This window comes from Cytobacillus sp. Hm23, from assembly GCF_051842895.1.
GTDB lineage: Bacteria > Bacillota > Bacilli > Bacillales > SM2101 > Nanhaiella.
The window spans coordinates 1-19351 of the sequence record NZ_JBPXRQ010000064.1 but is presented as its reverse complement, the minus strand read 5'-3'; the positions used below and the strand labels follow the sequence as shown (position 1 = coordinate 19351).

At 34.4% G+C, this 19351-nt stretch carries 15 protein-coding genes, 1 riboswitch and 2 other annotated features; of the genes, 12 read left to right on the top strand and 3 right to left on the bottom strand.

Going from position 1 to position 19351, the window contains the following annotated elements:
* Positions 1-185: 185 nt before the first annotated feature.
* On the bottom strand, positions 186-926 hold the full coding sequence (locus ACSVDA_RS23385; protein ID WP_485886622.1) for a hypothetical protein: 741 nt from the start codon (positions 924-926) through the stop codon (positions 186-188).
* Positions 927-1674: 748 nt separating this feature from the next.
* On the opposite strand from ACSVDA_RS23385, the gene ACSVDA_RS23380 reads away from it, so the two are divergent.
* Positions 1675-2871, top strand: a complete 1197-nt coding sequence (locus ACSVDA_RS23380) for a chromate transporter (RefSeq protein ID WP_485886620.1) — start codon at positions 1675-1677, stop codon at positions 2869-2871.
* A 78-nt stretch (positions 2872-2949) separates the two neighbouring features.
* Here ACSVDA_RS23380 and ACSVDA_RS23375 read toward each other — a convergent pair whose 3' ends face one another.
* A complete protein-coding gene (locus ACSVDA_RS23375) occupies positions 2950-4044 on the bottom strand; it encodes a citrate/2-methylcitrate synthase (protein WP_485886618.1) in 1095 nt (364 codons plus the stop codon).
* Between the two features lie 112 nt (positions 4045-4156).
* Between ACSVDA_RS23375 and ACSVDA_RS23370 the strand changes: the two genes are divergently transcribed.
* From ACSVDA_RS23370 to ACSVDA_RS23355, 4 genes are all read left to right on the top strand, one after another.
* Positions 4157-5068, top strand: coding sequence for a LysR family transcriptional regulator (locus ACSVDA_RS23370; RefSeq protein ID WP_485886617.1), 912 nt, complete (start codon positions 4157-4159; stop codon positions 5066-5068).
* A gap of 213 nt (positions 5069-5281) precedes the next feature.
* Positions 5282-6766 (top strand): methyl-accepting chemotaxis protein, encoded by a 1485-nt coding sequence (locus ACSVDA_RS23365; protein WP_485886615.1) that lies wholly within the window; start codon positions 5282-5284, stop codon positions 6764-6766.
* Positions 6767-6832: 66 nt separating this feature from the next.
* Positions 6833-7117: a binding site (T-box leader), on the top strand.
* 185 nt (positions 7118-7302) lie between these two features.
* Positions 7303-8931 (top strand): methionine--tRNA ligase, encoded by a 1629-nt coding sequence (gene metG / locus ACSVDA_RS23360; RefSeq protein WP_485886614.1) that lies wholly within the window; start codon positions 7303-7305, stop codon positions 8929-8931.
* Between the two features lie 99 nt (positions 8932-9030).
* Entirely contained in the window at positions 9031-9612 is a 582-nt protein-coding gene (locus ACSVDA_RS23355; RefSeq protein WP_485886612.1) for a YhcN/YlaJ family sporulation lipoprotein, read from the top strand.
* Between the two features lie 50 nt (positions 9613-9662).
* Here ACSVDA_RS23355 and proS read toward each other — a convergent pair whose 3' ends face one another.
* A complete protein-coding gene (gene proS / locus ACSVDA_RS23350) occupies positions 9663-11099 on the bottom strand; it encodes a proline--tRNA ligase (protein ID WP_485886610.1) in 1437 nt (478 codons plus the stop codon).
* A 162-nt stretch (positions 11100-11261) separates the two neighbouring features.
* Positions 11262-11487 (bottom strand) — a binding site (T-box leader).
* Between the two features lie 251 nt (positions 11488-11738).
* Between proS and ACSVDA_RS23345 the strand changes: the two genes are divergently transcribed.
* The 7 genes from ACSVDA_RS23345 to thiM all read left to right on the top strand — a co-directional run bounded on the left by ACSVDA_RS23345 (position 11739) and on the right by thiM (position 18891).
* On the top strand, positions 11739-12098 hold the full coding sequence (locus ACSVDA_RS23345; RefSeq protein ID WP_485886608.1) for a hypothetical protein: 360 nt from the start codon (positions 11739-11741) through the stop codon (positions 12096-12098).
* 495 nt (positions 12099-12593) lie between these two features.
* The gene (locus tag ACSVDA_RS23340; protein ID WP_485886606.1) at positions 12594-13880 is read left to right on the top strand and encodes a purine/pyrimidine permease; all 1287 of its coding nucleotides are present in this window, start codon (positions 12594-12596) and stop codon (positions 13878-13880) included.
* Positions 13881-13987: 107 nt separating this feature from the next.
* A riboswitch (TPP riboswitch) is annotated at positions 13988-14094 on the top strand.
* Between the two features lie 253 nt (positions 14095-14347).
* Complete coding sequence (gene tenA, locus ACSVDA_RS23335; RefSeq protein WP_485886604.1) at positions 14348-15031, top strand: thiaminase II; 684 nt, start codon at positions 14348-14350, stop codon at positions 15029-15031.
* 147 nt (positions 15032-15178) lie between these two features.
* A complete protein-coding gene (locus tag ACSVDA_RS23330) occupies positions 15179-15760 on the top strand; it encodes an ECF transporter S component (protein ID WP_320210475.1) in 582 nt (193 codons plus the stop codon).
* 14 nt (positions 15761-15774) lie between these two features.
* Complete coding sequence (locus tag ACSVDA_RS23325; protein WP_214483477.1) at positions 15775-17244, top strand: ABC transporter ATP-binding protein; 1470 nt, start codon at positions 15775-15777, stop codon at positions 17242-17244.
* A gap of 11 nt (positions 17245-17255) precedes the next feature.
* Positions 17256-18056, top strand: a complete 801-nt coding sequence (locus ACSVDA_RS23320) for an energy-coupling factor transporter transmembrane component T family protein (protein ID WP_485886601.1) — start codon at positions 17256-17258, stop codon at positions 18054-18056.
* A 25-nt stretch (positions 18057-18081) separates the two neighbouring features.
* Positions 18082-18891, top strand: a complete 810-nt coding sequence (thiM, locus tag ACSVDA_RS23315; protein WP_485886599.1) for a hydroxyethylthiazole kinase — start codon at positions 18082-18084, stop codon at positions 18889-18891.
* The last annotated feature ends 460 nt before the right edge of the window (positions 18892-19351 follow it).

The following is a 19351-nucleotide window of genomic DNA, read 5'->3' as shown; positions in this document are numbered from 1 at the left end:
TTATAATTACGATAGGTACCAAAAACGATTAAATGGCCTTAGCCCTATGGAATATAGAGCTAAAGCCGCTTAAGTGACTTTTTATTATTTCCGCTGTCTACTAGACAGGGAGCAGTTCATTCAGTGTCATCCTTTTTTCCTTTCGTTTAACTAATAATACGTTAATTATGTATAAAAAAAGTTGATTATAATTGCTTAAGGAAATATTCTCTTAAAGGTATTTTTCTACCATCAAAATTCCAATTGCGATACAGGGTAAAAATATGTTGTATATCTCCATGTGCTCTTTCTTCTACTAGATTCTTTACTAGTAAATTGCTTCTCCAATAATCAAACATTATACTAGCCAAACTGCCTTCATATGAATTATATCCAAAATCCTCGATAGAATGTCCACCGTATTTCTCACTAAATGCGTTGACTAACTCATTTTCAACTTGAGATACTTCTTGAAAGTCTTTTTCGCTTAATAAATGCTTTCTTGGTATGTAGAAGCACATTCCTTCTTCAAACCAATAGTCGTCTTCACGGTCATCATCAAAATCTCCAAGAAACAAATCAGAATGATGTGTAAGTTCATGTGCTAGAATTACCAATATATGTTCAATTGAGAGATTGTTATAGAACCTATGAATGTGTGGAAGGTCTTTGTCTTCTAACTGTTGGATAAATAATTTCTTCCATTCGTCTATATCTGGAGTCATATATATTACATCTTTCTTGGTGAATGCTGGTATCGGTATATTTGAGAAAAAACTAGTAACAAGGACTTCAGATGTCCATACTACACCTTTTGGCACCTGAGATAATGAGTATTTATCTTCTAATATTTTGCGATAACTTTTTAGAGCATTAAATAAATAATGAGCATTATCTTTAATATCTTTAACTTTATCCTCTTTTTCAAATGCAAAAACTTGTTTCATTTGTATATTTCCCCTTTAATAGATCACTATTGTAATTTGAAAAATATCTATTATTTATATTTTAACACAATATTCCATTAACCTTTTTTTACGTTCACATCGTTAATTAGCTAGAAAACAGACAATAACAAAGATATGTATTATATGTTAAATTTGTGAGGATGATATATGACAAGCAGATTAATCTTTACATTTTTTTAACTACAGCTTAATATAAGTAAGTCTATAATATGTTTAGATAGTTTTTTTTAAAAAGGTTCTTTTCGGCAAATTTGTTGTTATTATAACAAGTTGGTGCAAAAAGAAATGGCTTTATATGTTGGTCATCGTTTTTACAGAAGAAAAGTTGCCACGAACTCTAGTTGTTTACGTGCTTATTTCCTAATAAGAAAAACAATAATCAAAGCGTAACAAGCTTTTAATATACTATGTTCCTACCTTTACTAAGGCTCTTTACGTAAATTTTGTTGCTATTGCTACGAAATTTGGTCAGTAACATTTTGATATCGTTTTAGCAAAGAAAAAATGCTATAAACGCTAGTTGTGTATATGTATATATCTTAGTACGAAAAATAACAATGCGAAAACAGCCTTTACTAAATTACTCTAAATAAGTTTTAGGAGAGCAGATCCCACAAAACTCTAGTCATATCGTGCTGTACGAAAAACAACAATTTAAATCTAACAATTTAATATGAGGAACTTATTCTAACTTTAATACATACATCTTTTTGGAGGTTGCACATTTATGAATAGTCTTAACAATGAACCATCTAAAGGGAAGAGGTTACGAGAAATTTTCAAAATTTCATCTTTATTAGGATTCACCTCGTTTGGAGGACCTGTAGCCCATTTGGGGTTTTTCCAAAATGAATACGTTAAAAAAAGAAAATGGCTGGATGATCATAGCTATGCTAATTTAGTTGCTCTTTGTCAGTTTCTTCCTGGTCCAGCGAGTAGTCAGGTAGGGATTGCGATTGGGATGATTCGAGGTGGCTTGCTAGGTGGAGTGATCTCATGGTTAGGATTTACACTCCCATCTGTTATTGCCCTCGTTCTGTTTGCTTATTTATATCAAAGCTTTGACTTAGGTGGTGCAGGTTGGATACATGGGCTGAAGATTGTGGCGGTGGCAGTTGTTGCGCAGGCCATCATGAACATGGGGAAAAAGCTAGCTCCAGACCGACCTAGAATAACTATAGCAATATTGAGCGCTATATTTATACTCATTTTGCCGACAGCCATAAGTCAACTAGCATTAATATTAATTGCAGGTTTGGTCGGATTAATCCTTTATAAAAACAAACAAAACTCTCCTATGAAAGAGTTAAAAGTTGGGATTAATCGCAAAATTGGTGTTTTTGCTTGGGTCTTATTCTTTGGTTTATTAATAGGGCTTCCTATTCTTAGACAACTATCAGCAAGTCAATCGCTTGCCATATTCGATACGTTTTATCGCGTAGGATCACTCGTTTTTGGTGGTGGTCATGTTGTTTTACCAATGTTAGAAAGAGAAGTTGTTCCTAGCGGTTGGATTACTAAGGAAACCTTTTTAGCTGGATATGGAGCAGCGCAGGCAGTACCTGGTCCATTATTTACTTTTTCAGGGTATTTAGGTGCAATTATTAATGGGTGGAAAGGTGCTACAATAGCTACAATTGCGATATTTTTGCCATCATTTTTACTTATTATTGGAACATTACCATTCTGGGACATGATTCGTAAGTATCCTTATATACAGTCTGTGTTAATGGGAGTAAATGCAGGTGTATTAGGAATTTTATTAGCTGCTCTTTACGATCCAATTTTTACTAGTGCTATAGCTACACCCGTGGATTTTGCACTTGCAATAGCAGCATTTACATTACTCGTTTATTGGAAAGTTCCGGCATGGCTTGTCGTAATATTAGCAGCCTTAGGTGGAGCCATCGTAGGAATTTTATAATGTGATTGAGTTGGATTGCCAATGTCACCGCTACCCATAGAATGTAGGAATTGGTGACATTGGTCAGCTTTGCTTTTCTTAACTAGGAATTTGCCCAATATATTGAGCTTTTGGACGAATGATTCTATTGTTTGAAGCTTGTTCTAATATATGTGCCGTCCAACCTGCCATTCTACTTGCTGTAAATGTTGATGTATAAAGGTTTACTGGCATTTTGACAGCCCTTAGGACAGCTGCTGCATAAAATTCGACATTCGTATATAACTTACGTCCAGGCTTATATTTTTCAAGTAAAGCAATTGCCTCCTCTTCGACATGAATCGCTAAGTCAAACCAGTCATCGTCCTCCACTAGTTGCTGAACAATGTTTCTTAGGGCAAATGCACGAGGGTCATGAGTTTTATATACTCTATGTCCAAACCCCATAATTTTTCTTCCTTGTTCAAGTTGCTCAGTTATCCAGCTGTTAGCGTATTGTTTTGAGTTAATTTCATTAAGCATGTCAACTACATCTGTAGGTGCACCGCCATGTAGTGGTCCTTTCATCGCACCTATTGCCCCAACTATTGCTGAGATAAGGTCAGATTGTGTTGATGTGATCGTTCGTGCTGAAAAAGTTGATGCATTCATTCCATGTTCAGCTGTGAGGATAAAGTATGCTGATAATGCTTTTGCATGTGCCTGCTTTGGTATGACGCCTGTTAACATGTATAAATAATTAGAGACATGATCTAAAGTTTCATTAGGTTCAACGTAATCAGTATTTGTCAAACGATGATAGCGGTAAGCAATAATTGTTGGAGTCAGAGCAATAACTCTAATTGCGTTATTTTTAGCTGGAGGCCAATTAGTTAATTGTCCACCTAAACAAGAAATAGCAGTACGTAATACACTCATCATATCCATTTCAACTGGTAATTTATCGATAATGTTCTTTACATCCTCTGGTATGTTACGATATGCAGTCAATTGATTTTGTAGTTGTATTGACTGATCATTTGTTGGTAGCTCTCCATACAGAAGCAAATAAACAATTTCTTCATAAGAATGATTTTCCGCCAACTCTTGTGCATGATAGCCTCGGTAGATCAGTTTCCCCTGTTGTCCGTCAATAAAACTAATTTCAGAATTTGCTACGATAACACCTTCTAACCCTTTGTTCATTGTCAACATACATTCCTCCTAGGTAATCATAATATACTAATAGTTTATAACGTTGCTTTAATTACGAATATTAAATAATATAAAGTATATTAATAAGGAAATTTAATTAAAGGAGGACTTTATGGATATTCGTTGGCTTCAAACATTTATTGTTGCTGCAAAGTATCAAAATTTTCGTATTACTTCAGAAAAATTATTTATGGCACAACCAACTGTAACTTTCCATATTCAAAACCTAGAAAGGTTTCTTGGTGTTACTCTTTTTAGTAAAAAAGGAAGAAATATTGAACTTACTTCAACAGGTATAAAGTTTTTACCATATGCGAAAAATGTAGTACAAAGTTTAGAAATTGGCATAGATGAACTTGAAAGCTGGCGACAGGGCTATAATCGCAAATTAACGATTGCTTCCTCGCCATTAATAGCAGCTTCTATTCTTCCTAATTTACTTAGAGTGTTTATTAAAAAACATAGAGAAATAGAAATTGCTGTAAAGGTCATGGAATCAGAGGACATAGTTACTGCTGTGAAAAATAGGGAGGTTGATATTGGTTTATCTCGCAAATACGTTGTAGACTCATCTTTACAAATAACAAAAATTATTGATGATCCTGTTGTATTAGTTATTCCTCATGATGGATGGGATTTTGACGCAGGCATACCATTTGATATAGAAGAGATTCTAAATAATTATTTAATTTTCACACATAATCATCCAGATTATTGGGAGGGACTTCTTCATCAACTTAGAGACAGGTTTGCTAAAATGCGTAGAATGGAAGTCACTCAAGTAAATGTAACGAAGCGATTTATTGAAGAGGGGCTAGGCATATCTTTTCTGCCTAGGTCAACGATTATTCGTGAAACGTTAGAAGGGCGGTTGTTAGAGGTCGAAATACAAAATTTTTCTATGCCAAAAGCAGCAACATATTTAATTGTTAATCATTCTGAAAGTGATGAAGTCCTGTTATTTAATCGTAGTTTAATACATTTTTACCATGGTAATACAAAAAATAAAAATAATGAAAATTAGAATGAATCTTCAGAAAAGAATCATGTATAATTAACTTATTCGAATAATTATTTCTTAATCATTTACTTACTAGTAAGTAAATAATGTTTTCGACAAAGTATCTGTTATTTTTATATTATGTTGGAAGCTATCATGTTAAAGCAAATGAAGTTGAAGATTAGTGCGAAAAACAACAGTCGAAAAGAAACAGCATAAAAAAGGGGGGAGATTGATATGGGAAAGGTTGAAGCATTAAAGGTTAAGGATGTAAGAACGAAAAATTTGTTAATGTTTTTGACGTTTTCAATTACTCTCATAGCTGGCTTATTGAATGCTTTAGTTAATGACGGTGGGAATGTAAAAGTTATTTTATATATTAGTACGATCATGTTAAACACGATTACTTTTCTCGTCTATAAAAAGTTTAAAAATGAAATAATTTATGCGTACATAGCAGTTATTTTATGTTTTATTCCACCTATCATTATATTGCCAATTAGTAAGTCAACAATTACCATACTGCTCATTGCTTTTTACACAGCTGTATTTTCAGCAATACAATTACAAAAGAGGTTATTTGTAGTTGGATACACACTAGGTTTTATTGTTTTGATCGGCATAATATATTTCGAGCCTAGCGACATGACATTTTATTCAGATTCATCAGCAGCGCTATTCTTGACGTATATACTAATAGGGGTGTTACTGTTAGTACTCACAACTTTGAGTGAAAGGCAGTATCGAAATTTGCATGCACACATTGAATCAACCGAAGCTCAAGCACGAAAATCAACAAAACAAAAGACAACTTTACAGGAAAGCATAAAGGAAGTGATTGATAATATAGAAAGAACTTATGAACAATTAAATCAAAATCTTATTTCGCAAAATGAAATGAGTACTGCTATTGGTGAAGTATCTGTTAGTAGTCAAAAACAGACAAATCATATACTCGATATTGCTAATCATTTAAGGCAAACTAGATCACTCATCACAGAAGTTCATGAAACATCAGAAATTGTGAAGAACGATTCTGAAAATGCTCAATCGGTTGCACAAGAAGGAACTGATAAGATGAATGAATTAGCACATGAAATGAATAATTTGCATAATAGTGTACGTGAGATGAATGACACTTTTCTAATACTAACCGAAAAAATTAATGACTCAAATAGTTTGACTGATACGATTAAATCAATCACTTCGCAAACTAATTTACTCGCATTAAATGCATCTATTGAGGCGGCAAGAGCTGGAGATGCTGGGAGAGGTTTTTCGATTGTTGCTGAAGAAATCCGCAAGCTTGCTGAAGTTACTGAGCAAACAACCGTACAGATTGAAAATAATTTAAAACAAATAAATGACAGCAACAGCTTAGTTCAGGAAAAACTCATGGAAAGTAGTGATAAATTAACGACGAGTTTGATGACAACGAATAGTAGTACTTCTTACTTTAACGAAATTTATCACTCATTGGTTGAACTATCTAACAGGATGGAAAAACTTACAGGAGTATCAGAAAATGTTCAATTAAAAACAGTAAATGATGAGAATTCAATAGAGGAGTTTTCTGCACTTCTTGAACAAACGTCAGCTAGTTTACAACAAATGTCTGCAACAATTGATCATTTAAATGATGATAATAAAAAAATTATCAATTATTTAACCGAAACGGATAACAAAGTGCAAATAATAAGAAATCAATTTGATATAAAGTAATATAAAGGAACGTGTTTACTTTACTGCTCATTTGTAATATTATACAAGGAAGATTGAAATTGTAAGTTAAAGGCAATGAAGAGAAAAAGTAGGGCATTTTTTTCTTAACAGAGAGCTTCGGTAGCTGAAAAGAAGTAAGAAAAGATTGCTTGAACAATGGTCTCTGAGCTTTACACTGAACGATGGAGGCTTTAAATTTCCATTTAGTAGGATGTGACGGGATTTGACACCTGTTATCAATGTCAAGGTATAAGAGTATTGCTTGTTGCTCCGTACTGTTTGAGGCTAATAATCAAAGGTTATTATTAGTGAATTAAGGTGGTACCACGAGATTTTTCCCTCGTCCTTAGACAAAATTGTCTTTAGGGCGAGGGTTTTTATTTTTCACTGAATTGATTCGCCTCTTTTCGTAAGGGTATGTCAATTTAGGAATTCCCTTCCCCACCTAATTTACAGTTGTATAACAAAAATTGATGTGCTTAACGAATGTGTAAAAAACTAGATGTGAAAATAACGTGATAGTAGGAGGTTTGTTTATGAGTATTTTTATTGGTGGGGCATGGCCTTATGCTAATGGTTCATTACATGTAGGACATATTGCAGGATTGTTACCTGGAGATGTATTAGCGAGATATTTCCGTTTGAAAGGAACTGAAGTATTATACGTATCAGGAAGTGATTGTAACGGAACACCTATCTCAATAAGAGCAAAACATGAAAAGGTTACTCCGACTAGGATTACTAATAGGTATCATAAGGAGTTTGTCGATTGCTTTTCCAAGCTAGGATTTTCATATGATATGTACACTAGAACTGATCAACAGCAGCATCATGAAGTTGTTCAACAAGTTTTTCTAAAGCTTTTAGCAGAAGGTTTATTGTACACAAAGTCTGAAGAACAAGTGTATTGTGAAATAGATGAACAATTTTTACCGGATAGATATGTTGAAGGGAAATGTCCAAATTGTGGAAGTGATGCTAGAGGAGATCAATGTGAGATTTGTTCAGCCATTTTTGAACCGATAGAATTAAGAGCAAAGAGATGTAAGCTTTGTGGTAGTTCACCGACAATTAGGTCAACTGAACATTTTTATTTCGCATTATCGACAATTCAACAGCAAATTGAAGAATTTTTTACTCCTATAAAGCACAAAGGAACTTGGCGAGAAAATGCGGTTCAATTAACTGAGAGATATCTGTTAGAAGGACTGAGAGATCGCGCAGCAACTAGAGATTTACCAATTGGTGTACCTGTACCGTTAAAAGGATATGATGAAAAGAAAATATACGTTTGGATAGAAGCAGTAACAGGCTATTTGTCTGCGAGTATGCAATGGGGAAAACAAAACAATGTGGATTGGCGAAGATTTTGGAATGAAGGAACATCCACATATTATGTACATGGTAAGGATAACATACCGTTTCATTCAATTATCTGGCCGGCAATATTATTAGGTCTAGGAGAGAAAAGTTTACCAGATTATATTTTTTCAAGTGAGTATATGACGCTTGAAAAAAGAAAAATTTCAACGAGCAAAAACTGGGCGGTTTGGATACCGGATTTACTTGAGCGGTATGATCCAGATTCAATCAGATATTATTTACTCATTAATGCACCAGAAAATAGAGATACTGATTTTTCATGGCGAGAATTTATATATAGTCATAATAGTGAATTGCTAGGAGCATTTGGAAACTTTGTTAATAGAAGCTTCAAGTTTATCGAAAAGTACTTTGATGGAAATGTGCCAGAAGGTTATATTGACGCAACAATTAAGAGTGAACTGCAAAATTTATACCAACATATAGGACAATGTATCGAGCAAGGTCATTTTAAAAGAGCAATTGAAGATATATTCTTGTTTATACGACAAAGCAATAAGTACTTTGACGAACAAAAACCTTGGATTCAAATTAAAGAAGATAAGAAAAATTGTGAACAGACCCTCTTTACATGTATACAGATCATCACAAACTTATCAGTGCTGTTACAACCATTTTTGCCGTTTTCATGTAAGAAAATTGCAGAAATGTTGCAATTAGATCATATTTCATGGGCTTATACGGAAATACAACAATGTAAACTTGATCATGTAACAGCCTTGTTTGAACGTATTGATGTTAACCAAATTGATGAAGAGGTGGCTAATTTACAACAACAATAAGTGTACGATTTGTTTAACAATAACTGTCAGGCATGTGAGCAGTTGATTTTGCCTACTCTAAGGGTGTAAGTTTATTTTACTCTCAAGGAGTTGATATTATTGAAACAGCTGAAGCTATTTTCGGTAGCGATGCTATCGGTTCCTTTATTATTTGCTTGTAATACTGCACCTAATGAAGAAGCAATAGATGTTAGGGATAATAACACTTTACGAAATGTCACTTATAATGAAAACCGCGCAGTTAGGCGTAATATAGCATATGAAGGAAATCTTGCTAATCGTAATGTGACTTACGATAGAATGCGTGTTAATAATGCAAACAATCGTACAAATACTGCAAATGAAACACGTATGGAAGTTGCACAAGATGCAGCAGATCGTATCACAGCAATGAAAGAGGTAAGAAGAGCCAATGTTATTGTTACTAACAATAATGCTTATGTAGCAGCAACATTAAATGACAATACAACAGGGACTACAACGAAAAAGTTGGAAAGCCGCATAGCCGATAAGGTTAGAGCTCAAGATAAAAATATTGATAATGTTTATGTGTCAACAAATCCTGATTTCATTAATCGTATGACCGATTATGGTAACAGGATAAATAGAGGTGAACCAGTAGAAGGATTTTTTACAGATTTTAACGAAACAGTTAGAAGAGTATTTCCAACCGCTCGATAAAAAATAAGACTTAATAGGTGCTGGAAGATCATTTCCAGCACCTAAAATTGTTAATAGGCCTTTGCCCAATAGACCATTTGGCTAGCCTCGTTATTACAACATACACAGGTTGCTGAAATCTTTTCTTGTTCAAATGGGATACATCTAGAAGTTGCACCAGTGTGTTCTTTAATTTTTTCTTCACAGGATTGCTTACCACACCACATGGCCTTAACAAATCCATTGTTGGTACTAAAAAAGTTTTCAAATTGCACCATGTTTTCTACAGTTGTTGTTTTAGATTGACGATTTAAGAGTGCCCTATTATATAAATGATCTTGTATTTGTATTAATTTCTCTGAAATAGCAGTAGCTAAGTTCTCCATCGGTACCTTTTCTTTTTCTCCCGTATCTCTTCTTGCAAGAACAACTTGTTTGTTCTCAATATCCTTAGGGCCTATCTCAAGGCGTAGAGGTATCCCTTTCATTTCGTGTTCATTAAATTTCCAACCTGGCTTTTTATCGCTGGCATCAATATCAACTCGAATGTCAGAGGAAAGAGTTTTCTTCAGTTCATAAGCCTTATCTAATACACCTTCCTTATGCTGTGCAATAGGTACAATCATCACTTGTGTTGGCGCAATATTAGGTGGTAACACTAGCCCTCTGTCATCACCATGGACCATGATAAGGGCACCAATTAAACGCGTAGTTATTCCCCATGATGTTTGGTGGACGTATTGTAATTCTCCACTTTGATCTGTATATTGAATGCCAAATGCTTTTGCAAAGCTGTCACCAAGATGATGAGATGTTCCAGTTTGCAGCGCCTTGCCATCATGCATAAGACTTTCTATTGTATACGTGAATTTAGCCCCAGCAAATTTTTCTTTTTCTGTTTTTTGACCTTTAATGACTGGTATAGCAAGGAATTGCTCACATACTTCAGTATATACATCAAGCATTTTTCGAGTTTCTTCATGTGCCTCTTCATCTGTTGCATGAGCAGTGTGACCTTCTTGCCAAAGGAATTCAAGTGATCTGAGAAAAGGCCTCGTAGTTTTTTCCCAACGAACGACGTTACTCCACTGATTATACAATTTAGGTAGGTCACGGTATGAGTGTATGATATTTGCATAATGCTCACAGAACAATACTTCTGATGTTGGTCGGACACATAGCTTTTCAGCTAATTCTTCAGAACCTCCATGAGTAACCCATGCTACTTCAGGTGCAAACCCTTCAATGTGATCTTTTTCCTTTTGCAGTAGCTTTTCTGGTATAAATAATGGCATGTACACATTTTCATGACCTGTTTCCTTTATTTTTGAATCTAAAATATGCCGAATATTTTCCCAAATAGCATAGCCATATGGACGAATAATCATTGAGCCTCGTACAGATGAGTAATCGATTAAATCAGCTTTTTTAACAATATCTGTGTACCATTGTGCAAAATCTTCATCCATTGATGTTATTTCTTCAACAAATTTTTTTTCTTTACCCATTATTCTCCACCTTCCTAAAATGCCTTATCAGCTTATTTCATTAATTTTGTTATACTGTAATTAAATTAGAATAGCAAGCCGCTGTGAAAGTTAGCTGTACCGAATTGATAACCTACAATTGATGAGATAAAAACACCAAAATAAAAAACCTCTAATCCCAAAAAAAGGGACCGAGGTTATCGGCGGTACCACCCTAGTTTGTTTACCATGTGTAGTAAACACCCTTGTATTTGATAACGGTTACAATCCGCTTGTACCTTCATGAATATAATCACTCGATACAGTACTCAAAGGCAGGTTCAAACGAGTACTTTAGAAATTTCCCAGCGATTAATTTCCTCTCTAAAAAAGCACATAACGTTTTACTAGTCCTTATCAACGTTTACAATATAAAAACTGTTTTCACATTAATTGTTGCTTTTGTATTAAGTGATAAACACTTTGACATTTTTTCTTTTGAAAATCGATGTCAAACGTGTTATACCCTTATTATGCTTATTTGGTGACAATAACAACAATATTTTCGAAAAGAGCCTTATTAAATTAACATTTACTATATTTTCTTTTTCTCCTTATGTCAAGTAACTTTTGATCTTGTATGCATAAGATAATTGTAAAAAATTAAGGTGATGGTGTAATGTGACAAATAATATAAACCAGACCATCGTAGAAGAAAAATGGTATCATCCTGTAAATAAAACGGAAGCTGCTGTTTTTGCGAATGAACTATTAAACGAGGAAGTAAAGGTTGTAACGAAGTATGGAAAGATTTTTGAGGGTATCATTGAAAATACTAATGCGAGAAATCTATATTTGCTTACTCCACTGTTTACGTCTAATGGTGTGAATAACTATGAACAAAAGCCGAACCATGATAGCAGTAATTTCGGATTCCTCTCTGCCTTATTTAGCAAACCAGAACCTTTTGCTCAAATAATCATTCCACTTATATATGTAACAGCGTATGGAGCAAAGGTAAATAAAGATAAGACACCTTAAATATAGGCTCTGTTCGTGAGACTGTTTTCGCATGCTTTTCGTTCTAATATGTAAGCACGTTTAAACCTAGCGTTCGAAGTATCTTTTCTATTTTTACAATTTTTGAGGCTTCATAAGCCTCTTCATACTGTCCATTTTTTTCACGTTAACTGGAGTTTATTTGTTATAGTCTAAGGAAGATCTCCGAACGTTAGAATAATCGTATTTTGCTCTTATTAGGAAAAGCAACAATTAGTGCTAATACATCCTAAAATATATGATCATACTTATGGAAATAGAAAAAACGATTTAATATTTTATAACGCTAACCTCAATTGGTTAGCGTTATTATTATTTCTTTTCGAAGTTAGAAATGTTGCACATGATCAAGATTTAATGATATAGATCAACATTTAGATGATTCCATGTATTGTGGCAAATTGAATGTATGTTAATATGAGTAATTATACTAACAATTTCCTGAATTGAATATATATGATAGGATGGAGGTTTTTTATGAGGTTATTATTTTCATCATTACAATGGATGATTTTTATAATTACAACAAGTGTTGTGGCTCCTATAGTTATTGGAAATTCCTTTGGGTTACCCCAAGCAGAAATCGCTACATTACTACAAAGAACTTTATTCGTTTTAGGTCTTTCAGGTCTATTACAAGCAGTATTAGGTCATCGTTTACCGATTATGGAAGGTCCAGCAGGATTATGGTGGGGTGTGTTTATCGTTTATGCAAGTATTGTTGAAGCTGGAAATCTTGGTACATATGAGGGTTTACAACAGCTTGAAATGGGGATGATACTAAGCGGAGTTTTATTTATCTTATTAGCCATTTTTAAATTGATCAATCATTTGAAGAAGCTGTTTACTCCAATTGTCACTGGAACTTATTTATTATTATTAGTTGCACAACTAAGTGGTTCATTTATGAACGGTATTTTTGGAGTAGGGTATAAACAAGATTCAGTAGACTTTTCAGTTGCTATTCCTGCGGTTTGTGTTTTAATTATCACGATATTATTGGCAAAAAGTCGTGTCCCATTTCTTCGAAGATATTCTGTATTACTAAGTTTACTCATTGGATCACTGCTGTTTGCTGTGCTTCGGCTAGGAAAAAGTATTCCGCCAACTACAAATGGTATTTCAGTACCACAGATTTTTGCTTGGGGAATGCCACAATTTAATAGCGGTATGATTATTACTTCCATTATGATAGGCTTACTATTATTAACAAATATGCTAGCCTCGATTTATGTTGTAGAAAAAGAGCTACAAGAACATACAAAAAATTATGAAGCTGTAAACTACAATAAAGCCAGCTTTGTTATGGGGATAATCCAATGGTTAAGTGGTATTTTTTCTGCAATAGGCAGTGTACCAATTTCTGGATCAGCGGGATTTATTGCAATGACCAAAATAATTAATCGCTTACCATTTATTTTAGGAAATGTATTTATTATATTACTTAGTTTCATTCCAATGTTTACTACATATGCTGCTATGATTCCCGAACCAGTCGGCTATGCAATTTTATTCTACCCATTTACTATCATGATTGGTTTAGCTTTAAAAGATTACCAATCTACACAATTAGGAGATAGAGAATATTTTATTATCGGGTTTTCATTATTGGTTGGCATTGGTTTATTGTTTATTCCTGGACAAGCAATAAATGAACTTCCATCTATGTTAAGACCAATTATAAATAACGGATTAGTAGTAGGTACAGTTATATGTATTACTTTAGATCAAGTTATAAAAAAACAAACTTCCGTGTCATATTAATTTATATCATCTTGGATAAAAGGGAAAATATTGAAGTAAGTATGTAGGAATCTTTTGCTTGTGGAAATAATAAAAGTATAGTAAGGTTGTATGTGAAATTAAATATCGCTTACCACTAGGGGTGCAAATCACGTTTGCTGAGAGGGGCTTTGCTGCCTTAACCCTTATACCTGATCTAGTTAATGCTAGCGTAGGGAAGTGGATTGATGACAAACATATTGGATAATACTTTCCAATTCGTCTAATTCCACTCTATTGTAGAGTGGTTTTTGTTTTCTAATGACTTTATAACAAAGCTATTTATTCATGAACTTTTACTATTTATTATAAACATGTTTTGTTATATACGAAAACAAAGACAAGGATAGGCAATATGCTGTCAAGAAATTTTCCACTTCATCTTTTGTATCATAAGGGTGACTTACTCTTAGTGAAGCGAATGTTATAAAAGAAGGGTGGAATTTATCATGAAGTTTTCCAAAAAAATTAGAGAAGAAGCAGACCAAATTTGGCAGAAGAGCTTTGATCATCCATTTGTGAAAGAGCTTGCAGATGGGACATTATCATTGGATCGCTTTCGCTATTATGTTCTACAAGATTCTTATTACTTAAGTCATTTTGCAAGAGTGCAAACATTAGCAGCATCACAAGCAACTGATCTAAAAATAGTGAGCCAAATGGCATCTCACGCGATCGGTACGAATGAAGCTGAGTTATCTCTTCATAAGAACTTTATGGTTCAGCTAGGTATCACCGAAGAAGAAAAAGCTAATTTTAAACCAGCACCAACAGCATATGCATACACTTCTCATATGTATCGTGCAGCACATACTGGGCATATAGGCGACACGATTGCTGCTTTGTTACCATGCTACTGGTTATATTATGAGATTGGAGAGCAGCTTGTTCATGCAAATCCAACTGAACCTATATACCAACAATGGATTCAAACATATGGTGGTGATTGGTTCCGCAAATTAGTTGAAGAAGTCATCGATTTGCTTGATGACATTGCTGATCAAGTAACAGAAGCTGATAGAGAAAAAATGCAGGAGCACTTTATCATTAGTAGTCAATATGAACTAATGTTTTGGGAGATGGCATATACACAAGAAACCTGGCCTGTTTCAGCAATGTCAACATCCAAATAAAGCATGTTAGACAGGTGGGAAAATCTTGCTGAGGTCTCTTATCTAATATAAAACGATGACAATCGCAAAAATTTCGTTTTTGGCTTGTAATTTTGGAAAACAACTTAGAGCGTTTTTGATTGATATTAAAGATAGGAGGAAATAACTATGAACAAAGGTTTAAAATTAACTGATATTTTAGTTACAATAGTCATTGCAATCGTATTTGGAATCGTATACAAATTATGGGGAACATTCTATGAAACGATAGGCGCATTTGGGTTACAAGTAGATCAGCTTGCATATGGAATGTGGTTTATAGCAGCAACTGTTGCCTTTTTGGTTATTCGTAAAGCTGGTGTGGCAATTATTGCTGAAATGGCAGCTGCATCGGGTGAATTTATCATGGGATCTGAATACGGATTAGAAGTAATGCTATATGGGTTGTTACAAGGATTAGCTGCAGAACTAATATTTGCAGCAGCACGTTATAAACGCTATGATATCTTAATTGCTTCACTTGCAGGTGCTGCATCAGCAGTAGCATCAATAGGGATGGATTATTACAAAGGGTATATTGGTGATCTAGCAGCTTGGAATTTAACATTATTCATTGGATTCCGAGTAATCAGTGGGATTATAATAGCTGGTGTTTTTGCATATTATCTCGTTAAGGCTTTGGAAGCAACTGGTGTTACAAATTTAGTTCGTCCTGCATCAAAAGAAGACTATGATGCGTTGGATAAGTAGTTGAGGTGTTATACATGCAAGAAATCACAAGTGTGAAAAATTTACGCTTAAAGTTTACTGGGAGTGCATCTTTATTATTTAAAGATGTCTCCTCTTCTTTTTATGAAGGGGAAAAAGTATTAATTCTAGGCCCTTCGGGATGCGGTAAATCTACGCTTTTGCAAGTGTTATCAGGAATCATTCCAAATTCGATTGAAGTACCTATTAAAGCTGATGAAATTATTACACCGGAATCTTGGGGATATGTTTTTCAAGATCCAGACACGCAATTTTGTATGCCTTTCGTTGATGAAGAAATTGCATTTGTGTTGGAAAATTTGAGGGTTAAGCGGAAGGATATGCCCGAAAAAATTCGCGAATATGTAAATATGGTAAAGCTTGAAGTAGATGACCTCCATACATCAATACAAACGTTATCAGGAGGAATGAAGCAACGCTTAGCGATTGCTTCAGTGATGGCCCTTCAACCTGAAGTTTTATTTTTAGATGAGCCGACGGCTATGCTTGACCCAAAAGGGACGAAACAAATATGGGATACGATAAAAGATGTGAGCCGTGACAAAACGGTTATCGTCGTTGAACATAATATTGACCATGTATTAGATTTTATCGAACGAATTATTTTGTTTAATGAACATGGAGAAATCGTGGCAGATGGTCCTAAAGAGTATGTGCTGTCTACATATAAACAAGAGCTAATTGACCAAGGTATATGGTATCCTGATGCCTGGCATGACTATATTGACAGAACAACAAAGCAAATTCCTACTGTACCTGTTTTGGAAGAATCATTTGTTAGCGTTTCACAATTCAAAGGGTATCGTGGAAAAAATGTAAAAATTGATATAAACAACGCAAATATTTCTGAGGGTGAATGGATTACGATCGTTGGTGAGAATGGTGCTGGCAAAAGTACCTTACTTCACTCACTTATGCAACTGATAAAAACGACAGGTAATTATACAATTGAAGGAAGACAAGTAAAGGAAATAGGTAAATTAACCGATTACTTAACATTTGTTTTTCAAAATCCCGAATTTCAATTTGTCACAAATTCAGTCTATGATGAAATTGCCTTTTCATTGCACTTAGATAAGCTGGATGACCATGCTATAGATGAAAAAGTGACCACCTTGTTACATGAATTTCGTTTGAATGAGCAAAGAGATCAACACCCATATCAATTATCAATGGGGCAGAAGCGGAGGCTTAGTGTAGCTGCTGCAATTGTTAAAGAACAGCAAATTGTGTTGTTAGATGAGCCTACCTTTGGGCAGGATGCAAAGAATACATTTGCAATCTTAGAGCTAATCGAGCATTGGCGCAAGCAAGGAACGATTGTTTTAATGGTTACACATAGCATGGAAATCGCGAAATACTTTGCGACTAGGGTTTGGCTGGTTGATGATGGTGAACTTATTTTTGATGGTACTTCTCAACAATTTTTCCAAAGACAAACGAAAGAATTATCAATCAGCAGATAGGGGGGGAAGTCATGCAATTTGATTTTACCTATAAAGAAACTTGGCTTCATAAAATTAATCCTAGTTTAAAATTGATCACCATGATGATATTATTTTTGTCAGTTTTATTAATCCATAACATTAACTTTATGATCAATTATACAATTATTACACTAATATTGTTTATACTATTTTCTGGCCATCCATTGAAAAGAGTATTGCTTATTTTCATCCCTTTTATATTTATTTTTGTTACAACAGCAACGTCAATGATTTTCTTCGGTAAAGGGGATACGACGTGGTTTAAATGGGGACTTGTTCATATTACAGAAGAGAGCTTCTTTCGTGGGCTTCATATAGGATTTCGAGCATTAACCTTTGCTTGCCTTGGCATCACTTTTGCTTTGACGACTCGACCGGTTTTCCTTTTTTATTCGTTGATGCAGCAATTGAAGCTCTCACCAAAATACGCTTATAGTTTTATGGCTGGCCTGCGCCTTATCCCAATCATGATCGATGAATTTCAAACAATACGCTATGCAATGAAAGTTAGGGGAGTGGAATCAAAGCGTGGGATGAAAGGTTTTTATGAAAAACTTCGTTCTTATGCTATTCCGATGTTGTCACAAAGTATTCGTCGTGCACACCGCATTGCAGTAGCGATGGAAGCAAAGAGATTTTCACAAGTGAAAAATAGAACATATTACTATCACATATCGTTCTCCAAATTTGATATATCATTTGTTATTTACTTTGTTGCGATGATTTCTGTTGCTTATATCATAAGTAACCAGTATCCATATTTTCCAATTACAGATGTGAGGTACAATTAAACGATATTAGAGGAGGATTTGTATGATGGAAATTGCAAGTATTGTTTCAGCATTAAATAAAGTAAGAGAACGACAGCCACTTGTGCATAATATTACTAATGTTGTCGTTACTAATTTTACGGCTAATGGGTTGTTAGCAGTTGGAGCATCGCCAGTGATGGCATATGCAAAGCAGGAAGTTGCGGATATGGCAAAAATAGCAGGTACACTCGTCTTAAACATTGGTACCTTAAACGAAACTGAGATTGAAGCAATGATTATAGCAGGAAAATCAGCAAATGAACATGGTGTGCCAGTCGTATTTGACCCAGTTGGTGCTGGAGCAACAGCGTATCGAACAGAAACAGCTAAGCGTATTATAAACGAAGTACAGGTAGCAATCGTACGTGGTAATGCTGCTGAGGTTGCAAACGTCATTGATGAAAAATGGAATATAAAAGGCGTAGATGCTGGAGAAGGTGCTGGTGATGTAGTAGATTTAGCACAAAAAGCAGCACTAAAATTGAATACAACAGTTGTCATTACAGGACAAAGTGATGTCATTACAAACGGAAAGACGACTTATATTGTGAACAACGGTCATCAAATGTTAACAAAAGTTACTGGAACAGGCTGTTTACTCACTTCAGTGATTGGTGCTTTTGCAGCGGTAGAACAGGATGTTGTTAAAGCAGCGGTATCGGCAGTGGCCTATTACGGTGTTGCTGCAGAAATAGCTTATGAGAAACAAGGCTTGAATGGTGTGGGCAGCTTCCAAATTGAATTATTGAATCAGCTACATAAAGTCAATAAAGAAGAATTAGTAAATAAGGTTGTCTGTCATAAGGAACAATAATTCACGGTTAACAATTAGGTGGGGTGTTATTCTCTCATTATTTTATCTGACTAGTATTTTTTAAAGTGTATTACATAATGGTCGATGCTGGCGATAAAATAACATGTTGAATATAGTAAATGCTTTGCTAACTCGGTGCTTTTTTCAATTATATTTGAGTAATTTATGTATTAACTATTTTTTTTCCGTCTTTTGAGAAGAAAAGATGCAGACTTGTTTAGCTCGTATTTAGAAAAAGCAACAATTAATGAAAAACAGCACTTATTATAAACAACAAAACACTTATTTATCCAATTACCACGTACTTCTATGATTGTGAAAAATTAAAACCGTCCTTTTAATAAAATGTACCCTATAGAGTAGACACTTAAAAAAAGTCTCCCTATAGGGTACATTTTTGTATAATGGAGAAACACAACTAGAGAAATACTTCGGATTGGAGAAAACTATGAGTAAAAAG

Bases quoted from the DNA above. Each gene is read 5' to 3' on its own strand.
- ACSVDA_RS23385 (WP_485886622.1), bottom strand. From the start codon at position 926: ATGAAACAAGTTTTTGCATTTGAAAAAGAGGATAAAGTTAAAGATATT.
- ACSVDA_RS23380 (WP_485886620.1), top strand. From the start codon at position 1,675: ATGAATAGTCTTAACAATGAACCATCTAAAGGGAAGAGGTTACGAGAA.
- ACSVDA_RS23375 (WP_485886618.1), bottom strand. From the start codon at position 4,044: ATGTTGACAATGAACAAAGGGTTAGAAGGTGTTATCGTAGCAAATTCT.
- ACSVDA_RS23370 (WP_485886617.1), top strand. From the start codon at position 4,157: ATGGATATTCGTTGGCTTCAAACATTTATTGTTGCTGCAAAGTATCAA.
- ACSVDA_RS23365 (WP_485886615.1), top strand. From the start codon at position 5,282: ATGGGAAAGGTTGAAGCATTAAAGGTTAAGGATGTAAGAACGAAAAAT.
- metG (WP_485886614.1), top strand. From the start codon at position 7,303: ATGAGTATTTTTATTGGTGGGGCATGGCCTTATGCTAATGGTTCATTA.
- proS (WP_485886610.1), bottom strand. From the start codon at position 11,099: ATGGGTAAAGAAAAAAAATTTGTTGAAGAAATAACATCAATGGATGAA.
- ACSVDA_RS23340 (WP_485886606.1), top strand. From the start codon at position 12,594: ATGAGGTTATTATTTTCATCATTACAATGGATGATTTTTATAATTACA.
- tenA (WP_485886604.1), top strand. From the start codon at position 14,348: ATGAAGTTTTCCAAAAAAATTAGAGAAGAAGCAGACCAAATTTGGCAG.
- ACSVDA_RS23330 (WP_320210475.1), top strand. From the start codon at position 15,179: ATGAACAAAGGTTTAAAATTAACTGATATTTTAGTTACAATAGTCATT.
- ACSVDA_RS23325 (WP_214483477.1), top strand. From the start codon at position 15,775: ATGCAAGAAATCACAAGTGTGAAAAATTTACGCTTAAAGTTTACTGGG.
- ACSVDA_RS23320 (WP_485886601.1), top strand. From the start codon at position 17,256: ATGCAATTTGATTTTACCTATAAAGAAACTTGGCTTCATAAAATTAAT.
- thiM (WP_485886599.1), top strand. From the start codon at position 18,082: ATGGAAATTGCAAGTATTGTTTCAGCATTAAATAAAGTAAGAGAACGA.